The sequence below is a fragment of the Halomonas smyrnensis AAD6 genome (assembly GCF_000265245.1).
Classification (GTDB): Bacteria; Pseudomonadota; Gammaproteobacteria; order Pseudomonadales; family Halomonadaceae; genus Halomonas; species Halomonas smyrnensis.
In genome coordinates, this window is sequence record NZ_AJKS02000007.1 from 1 (window position 1) to 20,254 (window position 20,254).

The following is a 20,254-nucleotide window of genomic DNA, read 5'->3' on the forward strand; positions in this document are numbered from 1 at the left end:
GGAGAACACCTTGCCGTGCACATCCAGATCGAACCCGAAGCGCTTGAAGACAACGTTGTCCTGTCCGATCACATAGTCGGTATCAATGAGGTTGGCCGCCCCCTGGGGCGAGGGAATTCCCTGCCCCCCTGCGGACGACTCACTCGTCTGTTCATTGTTATTCATGAGAATCCTCTGTGAATGAGCTATTCATGATTCAGGAGATATACCTTTCCCTTGAAGACATGCATTTGTACGAAGAAGCCTTGGTCGATTCCTGGCGATGTGCCTAGCGAGAAGTCTGCAAGGGACTAGACGTTGCAAGTGGCACGATCGGAGACAGGCTCGACACTTGCCGTCGAGGTGGCCTGTGCCCGGTAGTAGTCGAGGTGTTCTGGTGGTAATGTCTGGCCTCGAATCAGGTCGCTAGCCTTCTCGGCGATCATGAACACACAGGCGTTGATATTCGCGGTCGGTAAGCGGGGGATAACCGACGCATCCACGACCCTGAGTCCCTCGATACCACGCAGGCGCAGTTCGGTATCAACCACACTGTCCGCATCACTGCCCATTCGACAGGTCCCGCAGGGATGATAGGCACTACTGGCGTCTCGTCGGATGAAAGTATCCAGCTCATCGTCGCTGATGCAATCCCGGCCCGGCGTATCCTCACGTCGATGGAAGGGGCGAAAGGCCGACTGGCGCAGGATATCGCGGCTCATGCGTAGTCCCTCCCGCATCTCCTGTCGATCACTCTCGGTTGCGAGGTAATTAGGATCGATCAACGGCCGTCCCATGGGGTCTCCTGGATTGAGCCGAACCGTGCCTCGGCTAGTCGGCCGCATCGGCCCGACGCCAAGCCGATAGCCATGGGTGCGGCGATCCGGTAGCCACTGCGCACCGAAGAACACCGGGAAGAAGTGGATCTGCAGATTGGGGTGCGTCTGGGTCGCATCGCTGCGCATGAAGGCACCGACATGACACTGGTTGACGGCGGCCATCCCCCGCTTGGCTATAAACCAGGAAAGCCCGGCCCACAGCATCCGATCCGGGCGGAGTTCGCGATTCAAGGATACCGGCGCGTCAGTCTCTACCTGGATATGAGCCTCGAGATGATCCTGCAGATTCTCGCCGACGCCACGCAGGTCATGCTTGACCCGTATACCACAGTCTTCAAGGTGGTCCGCGGGACCGATCCCCGACTGCATCAACAGCTGGGGGCTGGCGAAGGCACCGGCGCTGAGGATGACCTCTCGATGCGCCTTCACGTCGCGGGCAGGCCCATTTCCAGGGCTCAGGTGTACCCCGACCACCCGCTGACCTTCGATCAGCAGTCGCTCTACCTTAGTCTCCGAGCTCACTGTCAGGTTGTCTCGTCTAGGCTGCCGATGCAGATATTCCCGAGCCGAACTGGAGCGCATGCCCCCCTCGACGCTCATGTCGAAACGCGCCACCCCTTCCTGGCGATAGCCATTCACATCATCGACCAGCAGATGGCCTGCCTGCTGCCCCGCCTCGAGGAAGGCCGCATTGAGAGGACTGAGCTGCTCCTGACGCTGGATGCCCACGGCACCATCCTGCCCGCGATAAGGGGATGCCGGCCCATGGAAACGCTCGCTGCGCTTGAAATAAGGAAGGCACTCGGCGTAAGACCATCCCGTGCAACCAAGTTGGTCCGCCCACTGGTCATAATCCAATGGATTGCCACGCAGGAAGGTCATGCCATTGATCGAAGAAGAGCCGCCCAGCGCCTTACCCCGCGGCTGAGAGATACGGCGGCCGTCGAGATTCGCCTGGGGCTCTGTCTCGAACCACCAGTTAAAGCGGCTGGTCGGCTTGAACACCGAACGAAGACCAGCTGGCATCTGCAATACCCAGTTGCGGTCGTCGCCGCCAGCCTCGACCAACAAAACCCGATGCCGACCGTCCTCACTGAGCCGATGGGCAAGCGTGCAGCCGGCAGTGCCGGCGCCGATAATGATGTAATCGTACTCTGGGCCCATAATCGCCACTCCCGAGTAATCCGCGCACTAAGAAGGGCCCGCCATTCGCCGATGGCAGGCCCGCCTGTTGATACCGCCAGGAGCCTCTCCCGGCCGGGGATATCAATCCACCAGCGTATCATTACGGCTGAGGTTGGCCTGGGCATCCACATGTGCCTGCGTGACACGCCCGAACAGCTGGCGGGTACGCTCCATCCGGCCGATCATGCCCGGCTCTTCGCAGTATGCGAAGACCGCCAGCAGTCGGTCGCTGGGGCCGGTGACCGGCGCCACGCGGTGCAGGGAATAGCGCCCACGGAACAGCTGCAGGTCGCCAGGTGCGAGCTCCAGGGTAGTGACCCGTTGTCCGCCATTGCCCTCGATCACGTCGGCCACCGACTCGAAGCACTCATCGTCGGGGGTACGAATATTGGGAGCGTACTGGAACTCGCCTCCATGCTCGGAGGGCTGTGTCATCAGAGTCACGGCAAAGTGATTAGTGTCGTAGTGCCAGGGGAACTCGGCTCCTGAAGGCACCACGTTAAGGGTCAAGCCCGCCAGAGGGTCGGCGTAGTCGTAGAGCGCCGGTACCTCGAAGCAGCGTGCCAGGAAGCGCTGAGTCAACGGCGACTCATAGATGGCCCGGATCAGCGACCCTTCGTCGAAGCAGTCTCGCGGTACGAAGCCACTGGTGCGAGACATGAACATCCGTCGCGGGTCTCCCTCGGGCAGACTGGGGTCGTCCTCGGTGAAATAGGCGTTGACTCGCGACTCGGTAAAGGCGGCATGCGGGGTCAAAGCCAGTGATTCACTGCGAATCGCCTCCCGCGCCGCTTCCTTGACGAACCCCTCGAGGACAATGCAGCCATCCTCGCGCAGCTGAGCACGGCAGGCCTCGATCACTTCGGTCATGCGCGCGCCCTCTAGATCATGCAAGGGGTAACGCTCTAGATCGAGGACATCGGCGAGTGACGGCGTCGAGAGATCGCGGTCTGATACGGCGGCGGTGGTAACGCTCATCGGTAACATCCTCCTTTTTGGCATGGGGCAAGCGGGACACCGACCTTGGGTGATGCCCTGCCGACCGGACGGAGGAAATTGTCAGCGTTGCGCTAGAATAGATAAAACAATATTGTTGGATCGATAACATGCACAGAGCTTATGCTTCATGGCGCACCCCTTCGATCTGGATCTCTACCGCACTTTCGTCAGCGTGATCGATTGTGCCGGATTCACGTCAGCGGCCAGCCACTTGCACCGCACCCAAGCCACCATCAGCCAGCAGATCAAGCGGCTTGAGGACATCATGGGGCGCCCGCTCTTGGTGCGGACCAGCCGTCACCTGAGCCTGACTACCGCTGGCGAAGCCCTCCTCCCCTACGCTCGCCAGATGCTCCAACTCCACGAACAGGCCACGGCGGCCGTTCAGGGCACCAAGCGAGAGCCGCTGCGCTTGGGTGTTCCGGACGATTATGCCCACACCCTGCTGCCGGCCTTTCTCGCGGTGCTATCTCGCGAGACCCCCCACCTGACGCCGGTAGTGCACTGCGATTCCAGCGTGGCTCTGTTCGAACGCTTCTCTCGAGGCGAGCTCGATATCATCTTCACCGCCCGCTATCCCAACTTCCCCGCGGGTGATCAGGTGTCACAGGAACCCTTGGTCTGGGCCGGCCATCCCGACTTCACTCTCGATATCACTCAACCGGTACCATTGGCGCTATATCCGGATGGCTGCCCCTTTCGCGCACGAGCCCTGGCCGCACTGCGTTACGCGGAACGTCCTTGGGAAGTGGTCTATACCGGGCACAGCAGCTCCGCCTTACATGCGCCGCTGGTCCTGGGGATGGGCATCACCGTGACCTCCCAACGCACCCTTGGGGCCGACCTGCGGGACTTGGGGCACCGTCTCGGCCTGCCTCCAATCCGCGAAGCGGCCCTGGACCTGCATGTCAGCGTGATGCTGCTCGAACGGGTCGGGCCAGCCTTGAAGGACATGCTGATGGCACAAGCCAACCAAGCGCTTGACCCTCCAGCCACTTCTACCTGAGGCCAACCTCTCGTCGCACCAGTGATCCTCTCCGCCAAGGCAAGCTTGGCCGAAAGGCTACTGCAACGCAGCACAGAGCAGCATGCGATCACTGGCAAGTCATGACGCCAAGAACCAAGTCCTCTGGGCCGTGTGTCGCTGTATGTAGGAATATCGAGTCAAGAGGGATCGACGGCGCAGACTCATCATCTTGGTGACGCTGCACCATCAAACACCAGTGGAAACGATGAAAGAATGGCCGGCCAAACGTCCGGTGCTGTTTCACCAAGCGGAWAACYGATCACCGAGGACTCCCCCCGAAWACTGTCTCGTCGATCAGAGGCTCTTGGGTTCGCTCCTCAGCCCCTTGATGACCGCGAAGCAGGCCGCCAGCAGCACCAACGTGAACGGCAGACCGGTAGCGAGCACGGCTGTCTGCAGCGCCCCTAGTCCGCCACCCAGCAACAACGCGATGGCGATGGCCCCCTCGATCAGGGCCCAGAAGATACGCTGCGCCTTGGGTGCATCCACCTTGCCGCCGGCGGTCAGTGAGTCGATGACCAGTGAGCCGGAGTCCGAAGAAGTGATGAAGAACACCATCACCAACACGATGCCGACGAAGGAGGTGATGGCGGTCCAGGGCAACTGACTAAGCATCACGAACAGCTGCAGTTCGACAACCGCTTCCTTGACACCCTGGAAGTTGTCCGTGACGAGCTGATCGATGGCGGTGTTGCCGAAGGCCGTGAACCATAGCGTGGAAACCAGCGTGGGCACGATCATCACCGAAATCAGGAACTCACGCACGGTGCGGCCGCGGCTGACGCGGGCGATGAACATACCGACGAACGGCGACCAGGAGATCCACCAGGCCCAATAGAGGGCGGTCCACCCCTGGCGGTAGTTGTCATCTTCGCGTCCGAACGGCATGGACAACGCCGGCAGGTGAGACAGGTAGGAACCGAGGTTGGTGAAGAAATCGGTCATGATCAGCAGAGTCGGACCGACCACAATCATGAACAGCAGAAGCATGAAGGCCAGTACCATGTTGACCATGGACAGGCGCTGCACGCCCTTGTCGACCCCCGCCATCACCGATATCAGGGCCACCAGGGTGATACCCAGGATGAGCAGTACCATGGTGACGTTGCCGTCGGGGATCCCAAACAGGTAATTGAGCCCCGCCGTCGCTTGAGAAGCCCCATAACCCAGCGAGGTGGCCAGCCCGAACAGGGTGGCGAAGACGGCCAGGATATCGATCAAGTGCCCCGGCCAGCCCCAGACCCGCTCCCCCAACAGGGGATAGAAGATCGAGCGCATGGTCAGCGGCAGCCCCTTGTTGAAGGAGAACAGCGCCAGAGCAAGAGCGACCATTGCATAGACGGCCCAGGGGTGAAGGTTCCAGTGATAGAGAGTGGCCGCCATGCCAAGCGACATGGCGCCTGCCTGGTCACCGGCAGCTCCCCCAAGAGGCGCCCAGTCGGTACGCACACCGTTCTCCACCGTGGTGCCGCCCAGCGAGGTACCAAAGTGGGTCAGCGGCTCATTGACGCCGAAGAACACCAGGCCGATCCCCATGCCGGCGGCGAACAGCATCGCGAACCAGCCGGCATAGCTGAAGTCCGGCTTGGCATCTGCGCCGCCGATACGCACCCTGCCTAGCGGGGTAAAGATCAGCACTACCGCCACGAGCAGGATGATATTGGCCGCCAGCAGGAAGAACCAGTCGAGATAGCCGGTCAGAAAACCGAATATTGCATCGAAGATCGGTTCAATCTCTTCCTGCAACGCCAGGGTAATGATCACGAAGAAGAGGATCGTCAGCGCCGAGATRGAGAACACCTTGCCGTGCACATCCAGATCGAACCCGAARCGCTTGAAGRCAACRTTGTCCTGKCCRATCACRTAGTCGGTATYRATGAGGTTGGCCGSCCCCTGRGGCGAGGGAATCCCCTGCYSCCCCGYCGWSGACNSASTCNTTCKKTTYRTYRTKRTNNNTCATGRGSATNMTCCTTCTTGTTGTCTCATGATGGCCGGGGCTGCCTCCTTGGGGCAGCCTAGGCTCTGGCCCGTCACGCTTGCGACTCAGTACTCCACCTCCACGCTCCCCTTGACAGTGGTGCAGCAGCTCAGCACATAGCCCTCGGCAATTTCTTCCTCGCTGATGCCGCCATTATGTTCCATGGTGGTTTCCCCTTCCAGGACGCGCACCCGACAGGTGCCGCAGACTCCCATCCCGCAGGCCTTGGGAATCGTCAGATCGGCATTGACGGCCGCCTCGTGAAGCGTGATGCCATCGGCCACCTGAACCGATTTCCCGGACTCCTGAAAGGTGACCCAGTGGGCCTCTTCCACTGCCTCGTCATCCCGCACCAGGGCCTCGGCAGCATGCTCCTCGGCCACGGCGATATCGGAGGCTGGCGTCGCTCCGAAGGACTCCTCGTGATAGCGGGAGAAGTCATATCCGGCATCCTGAAGCAGCTGACGCACCGCCCGCATATAGGGTGTCGGTCCGCAGCAGAATATCTCGCGGTCGAGAAAGTCCGGCGCGATAAGCTGCAGCATCTCCCTGGTCAAGTATCCGCGATAACCGCCCCATATCTGCCCCGTTTCGGTACGCTCGCAGATCAGGTGAAGCTTGAAGTTATCGATACGGGTGGACATATAGTCCAGTTCCGCACGGTAGATGATGTCACTCGGCGTACGCGCGCTGTGGGCGAACACCATGTCGACATCGGAGTTGGTATTGAAGAACCAGCGCGCCATGGACATCACCGGAGTGATGCCCACGCCACCGGAAAGCAATAGCACCTTTTCGGCGGAATAATCGATACAATTGAACTGCCCTACCGGACCATGCACCGCGACCAGATCGCCTTCCTGAAGATTGTCATGCAGCCAATTAGAGACCACGCCTCCCGCCACACGCTTCACCGTGACGGAGAAGCTATAGGGAATCGACGGAGCGCTGGAGATCGTGTAGGAACGCATCACCTGCTCGCCGTCGATCTCCAGCTCCATCGTCACGAACTGCCCCGGCTTGAAGAAGAACAGCACCGGCTGCTGCATGGTGAAACAGTAGGTCCTGACATCCCGCGTTTCCTGGATGATCTTGTGGCAGCGCACCAGATGGCGGCCGTTCGCCCAGGTCTGCGTATTGATAGGGTTGAGGAATTCGGTGCTAGCGAAGCTGTTCATGAGAAAACGTCCTATACGGAGGCTGCCACCCCCGGCAGGTGCTGAGGGTGGCAAGTCGCGATCTTGTCATTCTTGAGGCCGGATCAGCCCAGCTGGATCCAGGTGGTCTTGAGCTCGCAGTACTGGTCATGCGCATAGGCCGACTTGTCGCGTCCGCCGAAGCCGGACTGCTTGTAGCCCCCAAACGGCGTGGTGATGTCGCCCTCGGAGAAGCAGTTCACGGAGACCGTGCCGGCGCGGATCGCCCGTGACATGCGATGCACGGTGTTGAGGTCGTCGCTCCACAACGAGGCCGCCAGGCCGTAACAGGTGTCGTTGGCAATGGCGATGGCCTCTTCCTCGGTGTCGAACGGGATCACGGCCAGCACAGGGCCGAAGATCTCGTCGCGTGCCACGGAGGCATCGGCGGAGACGTCGTCGAAGATGGTGGGCGGCACGAAGTAGCCGCCGCTCTCCTGCAGCACTCGCTCGCCGCCGGTGACGGCCTTGAGCCCCTCGGACTCGGCCTGCTGGATGTGACCGAGCACCTTGTCCATGTGGGCCTGCTCGATCAGGGCACCGAGCTGAACGTCGGGGTCGAGCGGATCGCCCATGGCCCAGTCGGAGGCCAGCTGGGCCTGCAGCTCGTCGATCAGGGCGTCCTTGATGGAGCGGTGAACGATCAGTCGCGAGCCGGCGGAGCAGTTCTCACCCATGTTCCAGAAGGCAGAGGCCAGGACATCGCCGGCCACGGCCTTGAGGTCGCTCACGTCAGGCATCACCACCTGAGGGTTCTTGCCGCCGCACTCGAGGACCACGCGCTTGAGGTTGCTGGCGGCAGAGTACTCGAGGAACTTGCGACCGACCTCGGTGGAGCCGGTGAAGGCGGACAGGTCGATGTCCGGGTGCAGGCCAATAGCCTTCCCGGCCACGTGGCCCAGGCCGGTCACCACATTCAACACGCCGGCTGGGATGCCCGCTTCATGGGCCAGCTCGGCGAGGCGGGTGGTGCTGAGCGAGGTCAGCTCGGCGGGCTTGAGCACCACGCTGTTGCCGGTAATCAGCGCCGGTCCCAGCTTCCAGCCAGCCATCATGGCGGGGAAATTCCAGGGCAGCACCGCGCCCACCACGCCGATCGGCTCGCGGGTCACGGTGGCTACCACGCCCTGCTCGGTGGGGGCCACGGCGTCGTAGAGCTTGTCGGCGGCCTCGGCGTGCCAGCGAATGGTGTTGGCGGTGTCGGGAATGTCGACGTTGAAGCACTCGCCTATCGGCTTGCCTGCCTCGAGGGCCTCCAGCACGGAAAGCTCCAGGGTGTGCTCCTCGATCAGGTCGGCGAAGCGCTGCATGATCGCCTTGCGCTCGGCGGGGGCGAGGCCCGACCAGACACCAGACTCAAAAGCGCGACGCGCGGCCTGGACGGCCAGATCCACGTCTTCTTCGCCGCAGGCGGCGACCTCGGTCAGCACCTTGCCGGTGGCGGGGTTCAGGGTCTCGAAGGTCTCGCCGGAACGTGCGGCGACGAAGCGACCGTCGATGAAGGCCAGATTGCGGAACTCCAAGCGTTCAACCTGCTGGGCGATGGCATCTTTCGTGAGGATATCGGACATTGTTTTGCTCCTCCGGATCGTGAATCGTGCGTAAGGGAAATCAGAGTTCTTTGCCGGCCTTCCATTCTTTCCAGGCGAGAGTCGAACTGACCCCTAACCCCAGGAAGGGCTCCGGCGGATTGGCAACCGGCTTGGGCTGCTGAAGCATGATGTCGAGCTGCTCGCTCTCGGCGCCGAGAGCATACTCGGCGGCCAACTTACCGGTGATGGTGCCTCGGGCGAGGCCCAGGCCGTTCTGACACAGGGCGCTGTACACGCCGGGCGCTAGCTCGCCGAACGGCGTCCCGCCATTGCGCGTGACGCACAGCGCCCCACCCCAGGTGTACTCCATCTCGACACCCGGCAGCATCGGGAAGCGCTCGTCGAATGAGCGACGATGGGCGGCACGGATACGTTCCATCTTGCCGGGATCGGCGCTGAGGTCAGCGTTGTAAGTGAAGGTGTGGCGCACGCAGATGCGTCCGCTGCCCAGCCGACGCAGGGTCGTGCCCATGGGATCGGCCGGAATCAGCCCCCAGCTCTCATCACCGCCGAGCGCCGCCAGTTCGTCGTCGCTCAGCTGACGTGACATGCTGCCGTAGGTATAGATCGGCAGGATGCGGCCCTTGAGATCGAGGGCGCCGAACTGAGAGGCATAGGCGTTGTTAGCCAGCACCAGTCGGGGCGACTGCAGCCGACCTTGGTCGGTGACCAGCGTATGCGGCTTGCCGACCTCGATGCGCCGCACCGGGCTATCCTCGAAAAGCTGCACGTTCTCAGGCAGTGTGGCGGCGAGCCCGCGCACAAGAGCCGCCGGCTGCAGCAGTACGGTGCCCGGTACATGCACGCCGGCCCTGAAGAAATCGGTCCCGGTCGCGGCCTTCATCTCAGCGGCATCGAGCTTGCGGTAGGGCTCGTCGAGCCCATCCAGCCCCTTTGCGAAGGCCTCCAGGGCACGCTGTCCGTGCTCCTCGACAGCACCATGAAGCTTCCCCTGCTCGCGCCAGTCGCACTCGATTCCGTGTTTTTTGACGATCCCGCGCACATACTCGATCGCCGAACGATTGAGGCAGATCTGCTGCAGGTCGCTGGTCCGATCGCCGGTGTAGTCGTGCGAGTTGAGGTCATGGGGTAGGTCGATCATGAAGCCGGAATTGCGGCCAGCGGCGCCGAAGCCGACGCGACGTGCATCGATCAGGGCGATACAAGCCTCCGGCTGAAGTTCGGCGAGGCGACGAGCTGCGGCCAGGCCGGCCAGGCCGGCGCCCAGCACGACCCAGTCGGCCTTGACCTCTCCCTTGAGCGGCGTAGACGGCCCCGGCGCAGGCAGCGTCTCGTACCAGCCACAGCGCCCGTCGTTCTGGGGCAATTTGTTGCATGTCAGCTGCATGAATGAGGGCTCCTGCGCCGAGTGGAATCAGCCGCGGTGCGCGACCAGGGCTTCGTAGGCGCTCTTGAAGGAGGCCTTCTCGTCGTCATTCAGCGGCAGCAACGGACGGCGCGCGTTGCCCACCGGCATGTCGGCGAGTTCGCAGCCGTATTTGATGTACTGGCAGAACTTGCCACCCTGCTCCAGCAGGTTGAGGATCGGCAGGATACGTGCGGCCAGCTCGCGGCCGGCGACGAAGTCCTGGTCGATGACGCAGGCCTTGTGTAGCGCGACGTGCTCCGGTGCCAGGAAGTTGGACGCCCCGGCGACCCAGCTGCGGGCGCCCCAGACGAAGAACTCCAGCACCTGGTCGTCCATACCGCAGCTGAGCTGGATGTGATCGGCGTGGTTGTTGGCCAGCTCGTGCATGCGCTCGACGGAGCCGGTGCTTTCCTTGATCGCCTGGATGTTGGGGCGCCCGCGCAGGGCGTCGATCAGATCGAACTCCATCGGCACGCCGGTGCGGTCGGGGAAGTTGTAGAGCATGATCGGCATGTCGAGGGCGTCGTCGACGGCCTCGATGTGCGTGAGCAACTCATCTTGGGCCGGCTGGCAGTAGTACGGCGCGGCGACCAGGACGGCATCGAAGCCTGCGGCCTTGGCGTACTGGCCCAGCTCCAGGCTGTCTTCGGTGGTAGTAGCATTGACACCGGCCATCAGTGGCACGCGGCCCTTGGCATGGCCCACCACGCGGTCAAAGACCTGCTTGCGTTCGTCCTTGGTCAGAGCGTAGTACTCACCAGTGGTACCGCCGATGATCAGGCCATGGACGTCCTGCTCAATCAGGGTATCGACCAGGAGATCCAGTGCTTCCAGCTTAAGGGCGCCCTGCTCGTCGAGGGGAGTCACGACCGGCGTCCAGATACCATCGAAATTCATATCGTCACCTAGTTGAATGAAGTATTGCGACACGACCAGAGGTCATGCCCGTCAGAGTAAACAGCGATCCAATCACCACGGAAGAAACCTTTTTTATCGCCAAAACATGACCGGGAGTTATGAATAAAAGGCCCAGCAGCGGCTTATACCAGCCAGCTCACGCTGACTGACTCTTTACTTGGCTGGTTATTGCGATGCTCGACGCCTGACCAATCTTGGCAAGGCCGATCACTTAATTCCGGTCGAACGCAGAGTGATGTCATTGTCAGCATCGACTGGATCATATCGGTCACACACCGCGGCGAGATTCGAGACATACCCCAACTTATTGATATTCATTAATAAAGCAGCCTGACCAAGGATAAGGTGACTCGGGTGAACGTCATCCATGCACAGTTGTTTTTTGTCGAGGCTTCACCGACCGCCGACGCTCCTGAAGCTCGGCAGCGCAACGTCATAACGCCAGCTCATCAACTGTCCGAAGAAATAATCGATGTGGCGCAGAGTTTTGCCTGCATAGACTCGAGGGGCGTCTACAACAATCGGCAATGAGACATCACTGACCAGACCGTTGCCACCGAGCAGCCCTTGTGGTGACCCAGGGGCCGTTCCCCTCGATGCCTCAGCCGGACAACAGGAGCCAATCATGAGCACAGCCAACCGCGGAGTCGTCTACAAGGATCCAGGCGAGGTCGCCGACGAATCCATCGCCTACCCGGAACTCGCCCTCGGCAATCGCAAGTGCGAACACGGCGTGATCCTCAACGTCGTCACCACCAACATCTGTGGCAGCGCAAAGCGTATGGTGCGGGGCCGCTTTCGACAGGCGCTGCGCATTGTCTTCTGATACGGGTCTTCCGGATCAGTGAACAACTCCCCCCCTCCATCCGACGTGCATCGGACATCCTAGGCCTCTGCCAATGTCCTAATAGCAACAACAATCGAGAGTGACTCCATGCAATCCGAGAGTGGCCTTCTCAAGGGACTCAATCCCACCGTGACCATAGCCTCCAAGATACTGGTCATCGGCTTCGTGACCTTCTGCGCCATCATGGCCGATCGGGCCGGCGACATCTTTCAGGACATATCCACCGTCATCCTCAACAACGCCAAATGGTTCTACCTGGGACTGGTCAGCGCCGTCCTGGCATTCCTGCTGTACCTGATGATGAGCCGCTTTGGCCATATCCGACTGGGCAAGGATGATGAGCGCCCCGAGTTCAGTTTCCTGTCCTGGGTCAGCATGCTGTTTTCCGGCGGCATGGGCATCGGCCTGCTGTTCTGGTCGGTCGGCGAACCGATGCTGCACTACGAGAGCAATCCCTTCACCGAAGGGCTGACCGACGAAGCCGCCAACATGGCGATGCGCATCAGCTTCTTCCACTGGGGGCTACACCCCTGGGCGACCTTCATTATCGTGGCCCTGGTGCTGTCCTATTTCTCCTATCGCAAGGGGCTGCCGCTGACGCTGCGTTCGTGCCTGTACCCGTTCATCGGAGAGCGCATTCACGGCCGTATCGGTGACGTGGTGGACATCCTGACGGTGGCCATTACCGCCCTAGGCATCTCCAACTCGCTAGGGATGGGCGTGATCCAGATGAGCAGCGGACTGACCCGCGTCTTCGGCGTCCAGATCGGTATGGGGATGCAGCTAGGGATGATCGCGCTGATCACTTTCTTCGCCGTACTGTCGGTGATGTCCGGTGTCGGGCGCGGCATCCGCCGGCTGTCGGAGTGGAACATGTTGCTGTCGACGGTGATCGTGATCCTGGTGCTCGCCATCGGCCCGACCCGCTACATTCTCAATACCCTGCTGCAGAGCACCGGCGGCTACGCCGACAATCTGATCGGCATGAGCCTGTGGAGCGACGCCAACGCCGACAGCGGCTGGCAGAACTGGTGGACCGCCTTCTACTGGCCCTGGTGGATGACCTGGTCACCGTTCGTCGGCATGTTCATCGCCCGCATCTCCCGGGGGCGTACCATCCGCGAGCTGATCGGCGGCGCCCTGCTGGTGCCGACCCTGGTGACCTTCGTCTGGATGTCGGTGTTCGGCGGCAGCGCGCTGTTCCAGGAGCAGCAAGTGCGCCATGCCCATGAGCAGGCCGTGACCAGCGGCGAACTCGTCGCCGAAAGCGAGTTCACCGGCGGCGCCGTCCTAAAGGCCACCCAGGAAGACACTCCCACCGCGCTGTTCGCCATGTTCGAGGCCATCGACCCAGGCACACTGGGCGACATCCTGTCGCTGATGGTGGTCGTGCTGCTGGCGACCTACTTCATCACCTCGGCAGACTCCGGCACCCTGGTGCTATGCATCCTCGACAGCGGCGGTCATCAGGAGCCTCCGCAGGTCATCCGGGTGCTATGGGGCGTGATCATCGCCTGCATCGCCGGCGCCCTGCTCTACGCCGGGGGACTGGAAACGATCCAGACCGCCTCGATCATCGCCGGCTTCCCCATCGCGATCTTCATCCTGGTGATTTCGATCAGCCTGTATCGCTCGCTGCTGAAGGAGCCGATCGCCAAGGCGGTGCCGATCGCCCACCCGCCCCAGACGCTGGAGACCGAGCGAGGCGCATGATGCATCGTGCCTGACGCCCTCCCACCCAACCGAGGCCCGGCTCACGCCGGGCCTCGATCGTTGGGGCGGATCCTGGCTTTATTGGTGGTTCGCAAAAAATGCCGATGTTTTACGAGGCACCGACTGCCTGCTTCAGCCTCTGTTTTGTCACGATAACCTGCGTACGAAAAAAGGGCCGCATCGCATGCGGCCCAACGTCAAATGCCATCCTATCGCGGCCTCAGGCTTCGAGCACTAGATTCATTAGTGCGGTGCAATCCTCCGCCTGCTCGAGGGTATAGACGGCCCCGATGATGGCCGAGAGCCGCTCATCCGCCAGGTGCTCGCCGGCCAGATCCCGGAACTTCTCAAGCATATCGGCCTGCGACAGGGGCGACTCTGGATCGCCTTTGGCGGCAACGGTATCGCTGGAGAGTCGCCTTCCGTTCTTGAACGTCAGATGCACGCGGGACAGGATCTCTGCCGGAAAGCGTGCCGAGAGGTCAGCGACCTCGACGATTTCAATACGTTGGCAGAGTGAGAGAATCTGCTCATCATGCAGCGCCTCTCCGTTAACCTCACCAGCCCCGAGGCGGCCACGAATGATCATCGCCGCCAGCGGGAAAGCCAGCCCATACTGAGCCTCATCCGAACTAGCTGGAACATGGCCTTGAAGTCGCATCGACTCATGGAAGGTCTCGACTCGAATATGCTCGATTGCATCGGCCTCGATACCCCCAGGGCACGAGGTCATCATCTGACTGACAGCGGTAAGAGCCGGTTGTGCCCAGCGACAAACTGGCCAGAGTTTGAAGTACTGGGCATCGATCTCCCAACGCTCTCCGAGATCCCCCCAGAAAGGCGCTACGCCTTCGTCTTCAACCGTGCTTGCCGGAGCGCCGGTCAGGCCGGCCTGTGCCAGCATCAGAGCGTTGACGCCGCTGAAGGCACCAGCCCCGTGGGCATCACGCAGCATGCTGGGATGATCGATCAGTCGCATCATCGGGCAACGCGGACCGAAGTACTCGGCGATCCCCAGAGCATGGCGAAAGTGAGTCTCATCAAGCCCCATGAGCCTTGCCCCGGCACAGACCACACCCACGCCGGAGAAAGCACCGGAGGCGTGATAGTCCTGCGTCGTAGCCATCAAGGCGCTACCGGCCCGCAGCGCCGACTCATAGCCAATGCACAGAGCACTCAGAAACTCCTCACCGCTGATCGTCCGCCCTCGTTCCCGGGAGGCGTCGACCAGCGCAAACAGGGCCGGCACCACGGTGGCCCCGGCATGCCCCTTGGAGGCGAAATGACCTTCGTGAGCGTCGATGCTATCGACGCAGAAGCCTCCGACCCATGACGCTCCAAGAGGATGCGCCTGGCGCCCGTCGAAAAACAGCCGGCTGGCTAGTGCTCCTGACGGATAGTGTTCAAGCGCATAGCGCGTCAGCGCACGCGTGGCGAGGGTATCCCGAGCCGCTGCGGCGATGCCCAAGATATCCAGCAGGCTTCGCTTTAAGGTTTGCCGGGTCGAAGGGGGTAACTCCGAGAACTGAAGGTGCCGTTGAAAGGCAAAGAGCGACATCATAAGAGCCCTCTCTTCCCCTGCCACCGCAGGAGATGATCGCTAAAACCGCCGGTGCCCGGCGCGGGCACCGGCCGAGAGGCTTACTCCGCGGCGGCGCGGGCTTCAGCCAGCCATTCATCGAACTGTTCGCGGTGTGCCTCGACCCACTGCTCGGCATGGCCACGAATGTCTTCCTGACTACTCTCGCCCTGCTGCATCTTCAGGTTCTGGGCGCTCTCAGCATCGACGCTGATGGCCAGATGGGAGAGGAACTCACGGGCCACAGGGTTCTCTTCGGCGAAGTCGCGGTTGAGCACGGCCTTGATCGTGTCGACGGCGAAACCGAGGTTCTTGCCGTTGTACTCGGTGTCGACGTCGTTGTTGCCGTCAGGGAGGTCGGTGTAGGGCACCTCCAGCCACACCACGTCCTCATCCGGCACCAGCTCCGCGGTGATCCACTGCGGTACCCAGGTGAAGTACAGGATCGGCTCCCCCTGCTCGTAGCGGGTGATGGTGTCGGCCATCAGCGCGAAGTAGGAACCGCGGTTCTGGGCCACGGTGTCCATCAAGTCGTAGGCGGCGAGATGGTGATCGACGGTAACCTCGCAGCCCCAGCCGGGGTTACACCCGGTAAGGTCGGCCTTGCCATCATCGTTGGTATCGAACAACGCAGCGATCTGGGGGTCGCGCAGGTCGTCCATCGATTCGATCTCGTATTCCTCGGCCGTCTTCTTGTCGATCAGGTAGCCCTGGATGACGCCGTCCATGACGTCGCCGGCCTTGACCATGGAGTCGTCGCCGCCGGCACGCTGGTAGAAGCTATCGTGCAGCTTGTCCCAGAGGTGAACGGTGAAGTCAGCGTCGCCGTAGGACAGCGCCATCATCATGGTCGGATAGTCGGTTTCCTTGGGCTGCTCTACCTCGTAGCCCAGCTCCTCCAGGCCGATGATCGCTACCTGCCCACGAAAGTGCTCCTCGGTGATGGTCGGGAAGATCGGCGTGACCGTGACGCCCTCGCCGGGCTGCTCAGCGGCGAAGACGCCAGCGGGGGGCAGCATGCCGAGGACGGAGACGGCCAGAGGGTAACCCCAACGGGACTTACGTTGCTGTGACATCATGATGCTGTTCCTGTTGTTGTCATGCATGGAGTGTCATGCGGGTCGTGAGCGCATGCCGCGCGGGCGACATGCACGGCGGTCAACTCTGCTGCTCGGCCTGCGGCTTGACCTTGCCGATACCGAACAGACTCAGGAAAAGGCCCAGCGGACCCTTCTGGAACCAGCGGCGATGGTCGCCGGCCACGGCGCTGCGCTCGCCCATCGCCTGGGTCAGGCGGTCAAGGAAGATGGCCAACAGCACCAGGCCCAGGCCGCCCACGGTGGCCAGCCCCATGTCGAGGCGACCGATGCCGCGCAGCACCATCTGGCCCAGGCCGCCGACGGAGATCATCGAGGCGATCACCACCATCGACAGCGACAGCATCAGCGTCTGGTTGAGGCCGGCCATGATGGTCGGGGTCGCCAGCGGCAGCTGCACACGGCGCAGCATCTGCCCCGGAGTGCAGCCGAAGGCGCGCGCAGCCTCGATCTTGTCGGCCGGCACCTGGCGGATGCCGAGGTTGGTCAGGCGCACCAGCGGCGGCAGCGCGAAGACGATGGTGACCAGAACCCCGGGCACGTTGCCGATGCCGAACAGCATCACCACGGGCACCAGGTAGACGAAGGCCGGCAGCGTCTGCATGGCGTCGAGCACCGGGCGCACCGCCTTCTCGAGCTTGTCGTGCCGGGCGCACAGGATGCCCAGCGGCACGCCGAACAGGCCACAGAAGAAGACCGCGGTCAGCACCAGCGACAGCGTGGTCATGGACTCGGACCAGACGCCGATCAGCCCCAGCAGGATCAGCGTGAAGGCGCAGAAGATGCCCATGCGCCGCCCCGCGACCTGCCAGCCCAGCAGGGAGCCGAGCAGGATGCCGATGGTTGGCGGCACCGACTGGAGAAGCCCCTCGATGCCGTTGAGTACCTGATCGATGGGCCAGCGTACGGCGCGGAACACCCCGCGAAAGTTGTCGACGAGATACTGCAGGCTGGCCTCCACCCAGTCGCCGAGCGGGATATGGAGGACCTGAAAGGGGTCGAGAATCGTCAGTTCGGACATGCGGCCTACTTACCCTCTTGTCGTGTTCTTGCTTGTCGTTGTTGTGTCGGTCCGCTCGGTACCGTGGCGGACACACCGCCTCAGTGGTGGCTGAGCGACTTGAGGATCGCGTCCTTGCTGAGCGTGCCGTGCAGGACGCCGTCCTGGGTCAGGACGGGCAAGGGATAGGGCACGGAGGCGGCGATATCCAGGACCTCGTGCAGGGGGGTATCGAAGGTGATGGTGCGCAGCTGATCGGGCGCCAAGGTCCTGGGCGACGCGCCCTCCCCGTTCACGGTGCTGTCGATCAGGCCGACGAAGCGATGGTCGCCATCCGTCACGAAGGCATAGGGCGCGGGCAAAGAGGCCTCATCCGAAGATGGCTCGCGGACAACGACCTCGGACTCGAAGCGCGCCACGTCGCCGGCTCGCAGCACCTTGGAGGAATCTACGCCCTTGAAGAAGGCTTCGACGTACTCCGAGGCGGGATTGTTGAGAATCTCCTGGGGCGTGCCGACCTGCACCACGCGGCCACCTTCCATGATGGCGATGCGGTGGCCGATGCGGATCGCCTCGTCGAGGTCGTGGGAAATGAAGATGATAGTACGCTGCTGTTCGGCCTGGAGGCGGATCAGCTCGTCCTGCATCTCGGTGCGGATCAGCGGGTCGAGGGCCGAGAAGGCCTCGTCCATCAGCAGGATGCTGGGGTCGTTGGTGAGCGCCCGGGCCAGGCCAACGCGCTGCTGCATGCCGCCGGAGAGCTGGTGGGGGAAGCTGTATTCGTGGCCCTTGAGGCCGACCTGCTCCAGAGCCTCGCGGGCGCGACGGTTGCGCTCCTGCTCGCCGAGGTCGGAGACAGCGAGACCGAAGGCGGCATTGTCGAGTACTGTGAGATGCGGCATCAAAGCGAAGGACTGGAACACCATGCTCATGTCCCTGCGCCGCACGCCGAGCAGCTCCTTGTCGGTCAGCCCGGTGATCTCGCTGCCGTTGAGAAATATCTTGCCGGAAGTCGGTTCAATCAGACGGTTGAACAGGCGCACCATGGTCGACTTTCCGGACCCCGACAGCCCCATGATCACGAAGATTTCGCCCTTCTTCACCGAGAAGCTGGCATCGAAGACGCCGACGACCTGACCTGTCTCCTGAAACACATCGTCCTTGTTCTTTCCCGCCTCGAGCATATTCATGGCTTCGTCTGGACGAGGTCCAAAAACCTTGTAGATATGCTCTACCGATAGAATTTCTTCTCCCGAATCCATCTTTCACCTCTCATTATCATTGGATTTATTGTTTCGCAGAAAGGGCAAACATTGGTCTTTCTCAACGCTACCCCCAATCCAAACATCGCGTCTAACGACCTTTAATGCGCCCAATAGATAACTTTTCATCATGCCTCCCTCACCAGAGGCTCGGGCTATAGACATAAAAAAGCCCCCTCACCCGAAGACGGGAATGGAGGGGGCAAGATGATGACAACTGAGGAAGCGACAGGATGGACCGACGAACAGTACTATCCCGATTTAAGCGATTGCCATCATTGTTGCAGGAAACTCATGAATTCAGCTTTTTTTTCATCGTTTCGCAGTACCAGTCATCGAACTGGCAGACACCATTCTCGGCCAGATCGGAATACGGGCCCGGCTCGTAGGCTGGTGAGATCACGCCCGCCTGAGTCGCCTCGACGAGCTGGCGATCCTGATCATTGGTCGCTAGCCAGACACGAGTCAGGTGATCGAGATCATAGTCGATGCCCTCCTGGGCATCCTTCGGCACCAGCCACTTGGTGGTGACAAGTGTCTCGTGCGGGCCAAGCGGCAAGATTCGGAAGCTCAGGGCATGGTCACCAAGAAAATGATTCCAGGTGTTGGGATAGTGGAAATAGAGCAACGCGCCAATATCTTCCACACCACTTTCATCCAGGCGGCGAGACACGGCGGGCTTACCGTCCATCGTGTAGCTGACGGCCTTCGATGACAGCGGTATGCGCGTCATGCGGTACTGACCGGACTCTTCATCCATCGCCATACGGCTGGGCAGCCCTGCCGCTTCACAGCGATCCCAGAACGCTTCTAGCTCAGGGTCACCGGCATCGGCCACGCCTGCCACCGACAGGTTTTCGACGAAAGAATTCATCAGCTCGGGATGCGAGCCGTCACAGTGATAACACTCGCGGTTGTTCTCGAAGACCAGCTTCCAGTTACCCTTCTCCACCAGGTTGGACTCATAAGCCACCTTGCAGTTTTCCAGTCCATGGGGGGCGATGAACGGCGTGACGGCCTGACGAAACGGTTCGAAATCGGGCGCCGTCTCGGCCACGCAGACGAAGACATAGCTCTCGACCACCTCGCAGTGGGCGGGCTTCAGGCCATGGTTGCTGGTATCGAAATCGCTGCCCATATTGCCGGCAAACAGCAGCTTGCCGTCCAGGTCGAAGGTCCACTTGTGGTAGGGACACACCAGCTTGGCCGCCTTGCCGCTAGCCGCCTGGCAGACTTTCGACCCACGGTGACGACAGGCATTGTGGAAGGCGCGAAGCTCGCCGTCCGCCCCTCGAACCACGACGATGGGATAGTCACCGATCTGCAAGGTGAGATACTGCCCCGCTTTCTCCAGCTCAAACGTGTGTCCGGCAAAGATCCACTCCTTGTGCCACAACTGGACCAAGTCATCGCGATACACGCTGACATCCGAGTACAGCTCACGAGGGAGCGCGTGACGGGGCTTGCGTTGCTGGACAACGTCCAGGGTCTTGATTTCGTTAGTCACTGTATCGACTCCTGCTTGTCTCGAATGCTCTGCCATGGGCTCCCTAACGGTCACGAATAGCGGGGGCATCGCCTGTCGCCTGCAGAAACTTTCGAGTAGCCTTGGTAAAGCGGTTGGCCGTCTTGTTTGTTGGTTCACCGAGTCTAGGTATCTCGTCACCTGGACAA

At 61.6% G+C, this 20,254-nt stretch carries 15 protein-coding genes and 1 pseudogene; 4 read left to right on the plus strand and 12 right to left on the minus strand.

Going from position 1 to position 20,254, the window contains the following annotated elements; all coding sequences use genetic code 11:
* Positions 1–290 precede the first annotated feature (290 nt).
* Together UYS_RS0209500 and UYS_RS0209505 are read right to left on the minus strand one after the other, a co-directional pair.
* Positions 291–1,982, minus strand: a complete 1,692-nt coding sequence (locus UYS_RS0209500) for a choline dehydrogenase (RefSeq protein WP_016855274.1) — start codon at positions 1,980–1,982, stop codon at positions 291–293.
* A 102-nt stretch (positions 1,983–2,084) separates the two neighbouring features.
* Positions 2,085–2,981, minus strand: a complete 897-nt coding sequence (locus UYS_RS0209505; protein WP_016855275.1) for a HalD/BesD family halogenase — start codon at positions 2,979–2,981, stop codon at positions 2,085–2,087.
* Positions 2,982–3,129: 148 nt separating this feature from the next.
* Between UYS_RS0209505 and UYS_RS17220 the strand changes: the two genes are divergently transcribed.
* Positions 3,130–4,008 (plus strand): LysR family transcriptional regulator, encoded by an 879-nt coding sequence (locus UYS_RS17220; protein WP_016855276.1) that lies wholly within the window; start codon positions 3,130–3,132, stop codon positions 4,006–4,008.
* A 315-nt stretch (positions 4,009–4,323) separates the two neighbouring features.
* Here UYS_RS17220 and UYS_RS17225 read toward each other — a convergent pair whose 3' ends face one another.
* From UYS_RS17225 to UYS_RS0209535, 5 genes are all read right to left on the minus strand, one after another.
* A complete protein-coding gene (locus tag UYS_RS17225; protein WP_016855277.1) occupies positions 4,324–5,892 on the minus strand; it encodes a BCCT family transporter in 1,569 nt (522 codons plus the stop codon).
* Positions 5,893–6,072: 180 nt separating this feature from the next.
* Positions 6,073–7,185 carry an FAD-binding oxidoreductase gene (locus UYS_RS0209520; protein WP_016855278.1) on the minus strand — a complete coding sequence of 371 codons (1,113 nt, stop codon included), beginning with the start codon at positions 7,183–7,185 and terminating at the stop codon, positions 6,073–6,075.
* Between the two features lie 83 nt (positions 7,186–7,268).
* A complete protein-coding gene (locus UYS_RS0209525) occupies positions 7,269–8,774 on the minus strand; it encodes an aldehyde dehydrogenase (RefSeq protein WP_016855279.1) in 1,506 nt (501 codons plus the stop codon).
* Positions 8,775–8,814: 40 nt separating this feature from the next.
* Positions 8,815–10,143 carry an NAD(P)/FAD-dependent oxidoreductase gene (locus UYS_RS0209530; protein ID WP_016855280.1) on the minus strand — a complete coding sequence of 443 codons (1,329 nt, stop codon included), beginning with the start codon at positions 10,141–10,143 and terminating at the stop codon, positions 8,815–8,817.
* 27 nt (positions 10,144–10,170) lie between these two features.
* A complete protein-coding gene (locus UYS_RS0209535) occupies positions 10,171–11,061 on the minus strand; it encodes a dihydrodipicolinate synthase family protein (RefSeq protein ID WP_016855281.1) in 891 nt (296 codons plus the stop codon).
* A gap of 375 nt (positions 11,062–11,436) precedes the next feature.
* On the opposite strand from UYS_RS0209535, the gene UYS_RS18490 reads away from it, so the two are divergent.
* From UYS_RS18490 to UYS_RS0209545, 3 genes and pseudogenes are all read left to right on the plus strand, one after another.
* Positions 11,437–11,613 (plus strand): hypothetical protein, encoded by a 177-nt coding sequence (locus UYS_RS18490; RefSeq protein ID WP_156821591.1) that lies wholly within the window; start codon positions 11,437–11,439, stop codon positions 11,611–11,613.
* Positions 11,614–11,707: 94 nt separating this feature from the next.
* Positions 11,708–11,878 (plus strand): annotated as a pseudogene (locus UYS_RS0209540) (formaldehyde dehydrogenase, glutathione-independent); the annotation flags it as partial.
* A 138-nt stretch (positions 11,879–12,016) separates the two neighbouring features.
* A complete protein-coding gene (locus UYS_RS0209545) occupies positions 12,017–13,642 on the plus strand; it encodes a BCCT family transporter (protein ID WP_016855283.1) in 1,626 nt (541 codons plus the stop codon).
* 220 nt (positions 13,643–13,862) lie between these two features.
* Here the strand turns inward: UYS_RS0209545 and UYS_RS0209550 are convergent, their stop codons facing one another.
* From UYS_RS0209550 to UYS_RS0209570, 5 genes are all read right to left on the minus strand, one after another.
* Positions 13,863–15,203 carry an MmgE/PrpD family protein gene (locus UYS_RS0209550; RefSeq protein WP_016855284.1) on the minus strand — a complete coding sequence of 447 codons (1,341 nt, stop codon included), beginning with the start codon at positions 15,201–15,203 and terminating at the stop codon, positions 13,863–13,865.
* A gap of 80 nt (positions 15,204–15,283) precedes the next feature.
* Complete coding sequence (gene proX, locus UYS_RS0209555) at positions 15,284–16,240, minus strand: glycine betaine/L-proline ABC transporter substrate-binding protein ProX (protein WP_202802778.1); 957 nt, start codon at positions 16,238–16,240, stop codon at positions 15,284–15,286.
* Positions 16,241–16,379: 139 nt separating this feature from the next.
* Positions 16,380–17,339: a glycine betaine/L-proline ABC transporter permease ProW gene (gene proW / locus UYS_RS0209560; protein WP_016855286.1), complete on the minus strand. Its 960-nt coding sequence runs from the start codon at positions 17,337–17,339 to the stop codon at positions 16,380–16,382.
* Between the two features lie 80 nt (positions 17,340–17,419).
* Positions 17,420–18,508, minus strand: coding sequence for a quaternary amine ABC transporter ATP-binding protein (locus UYS_RS0209565; RefSeq protein ID WP_237738446.1), 1,089 nt, complete (start codon positions 18,506–18,508; stop codon positions 17,420–17,422).
* A gap of 364 nt (positions 18,509–18,872) precedes the next feature.
* A complete protein-coding gene (locus UYS_RS0209570) occupies positions 18,873–20,087 on the minus strand; it encodes an aromatic ring-hydroxylating oxygenase subunit alpha (protein ID WP_016855288.1) in 1,215 nt (404 codons plus the stop codon).
* Positions 20,088–20,254 lie beyond the last annotated feature (167 nt).

What these genes read in the sequence shown, in the direction of transcription:
- UYS_RS0209500 (WP_016855274.1), bottom strand. Translation starts at nt 1,982, where the DNA reads ATGGGCCCAGAGTACGATTACATCATTATCGGCGCCGGCACTGCCGGC.
- UYS_RS0209505 (WP_016855275.1), bottom strand. Translation starts at nt 2,981, where the DNA reads ATGAGCGTTACCACCGCCGCCGTATCAGACCGCGATCTCTCGACGCCG.
- UYS_RS17220 (WP_016855276.1), top strand. Translation starts at nt 3,130, where the DNA reads ATGGCGCACCCCTTCGATCTGGATCTCTACCGCACTTTCGTCAGCGTG.
- UYS_RS0209520 (WP_016855278.1), bottom strand. Translation starts at nt 7,185, where the DNA reads ATGAACAGCTTCGCTAGCACCGAATTCCTCAACCCTATCAATACGCAG.
- UYS_RS0209525 (WP_016855279.1), bottom strand. Translation starts at nt 8,774, where the DNA reads ATGTCCGATATCCTCACGAAAGATGCCATCGCCCAGCAGGTTGAACGC.
- UYS_RS0209530 (WP_016855280.1), bottom strand. Translation starts at nt 10,143, where the DNA reads ATGCAGCTGACATGCAACAAATTGCCCCAGAACGACGGGCGCTGTGGC.
- UYS_RS0209535 (WP_016855281.1), bottom strand. Translation starts at nt 11,061, where the DNA reads ATGAATTTCGATGGTATCTGGACGCCGGTCGTGACTCCCCTCGACGAG.
- UYS_RS0209545 (WP_016855283.1), top strand. Translation starts at nt 12,017, where the DNA reads ATGCAATCCGAGAGTGGCCTTCTCAAGGGACTCAATCCCACCGTGACC.
- UYS_RS0209550 (WP_016855284.1), bottom strand. Translation starts at nt 15,203, where the DNA reads ATGATGTCGCTCTTTGCCTTTCAACGGCACCTTCAGTTCTCGGAGTTA.
- proX (WP_202802778.1), bottom strand. Translation starts at nt 16,240, where the DNA reads ATGCTGCCCCCCGCTGGCGTCTTCGCCGCTGAGCAGCCCGGCGAGGGC.
- proW (WP_016855286.1), bottom strand. Translation starts at nt 17,339, where the DNA reads ATGTCCGAACTGACGATTCTCGACCCCTTTCAGGTCCTCCATATCCCG.
- UYS_RS0209565 (WP_237738446.1), bottom strand. Translation starts at nt 18,508, where the DNA reads ATGAATATGCTCGAGGCGGGAAAGAACAAGGACGATGTGTTTCAGGAG.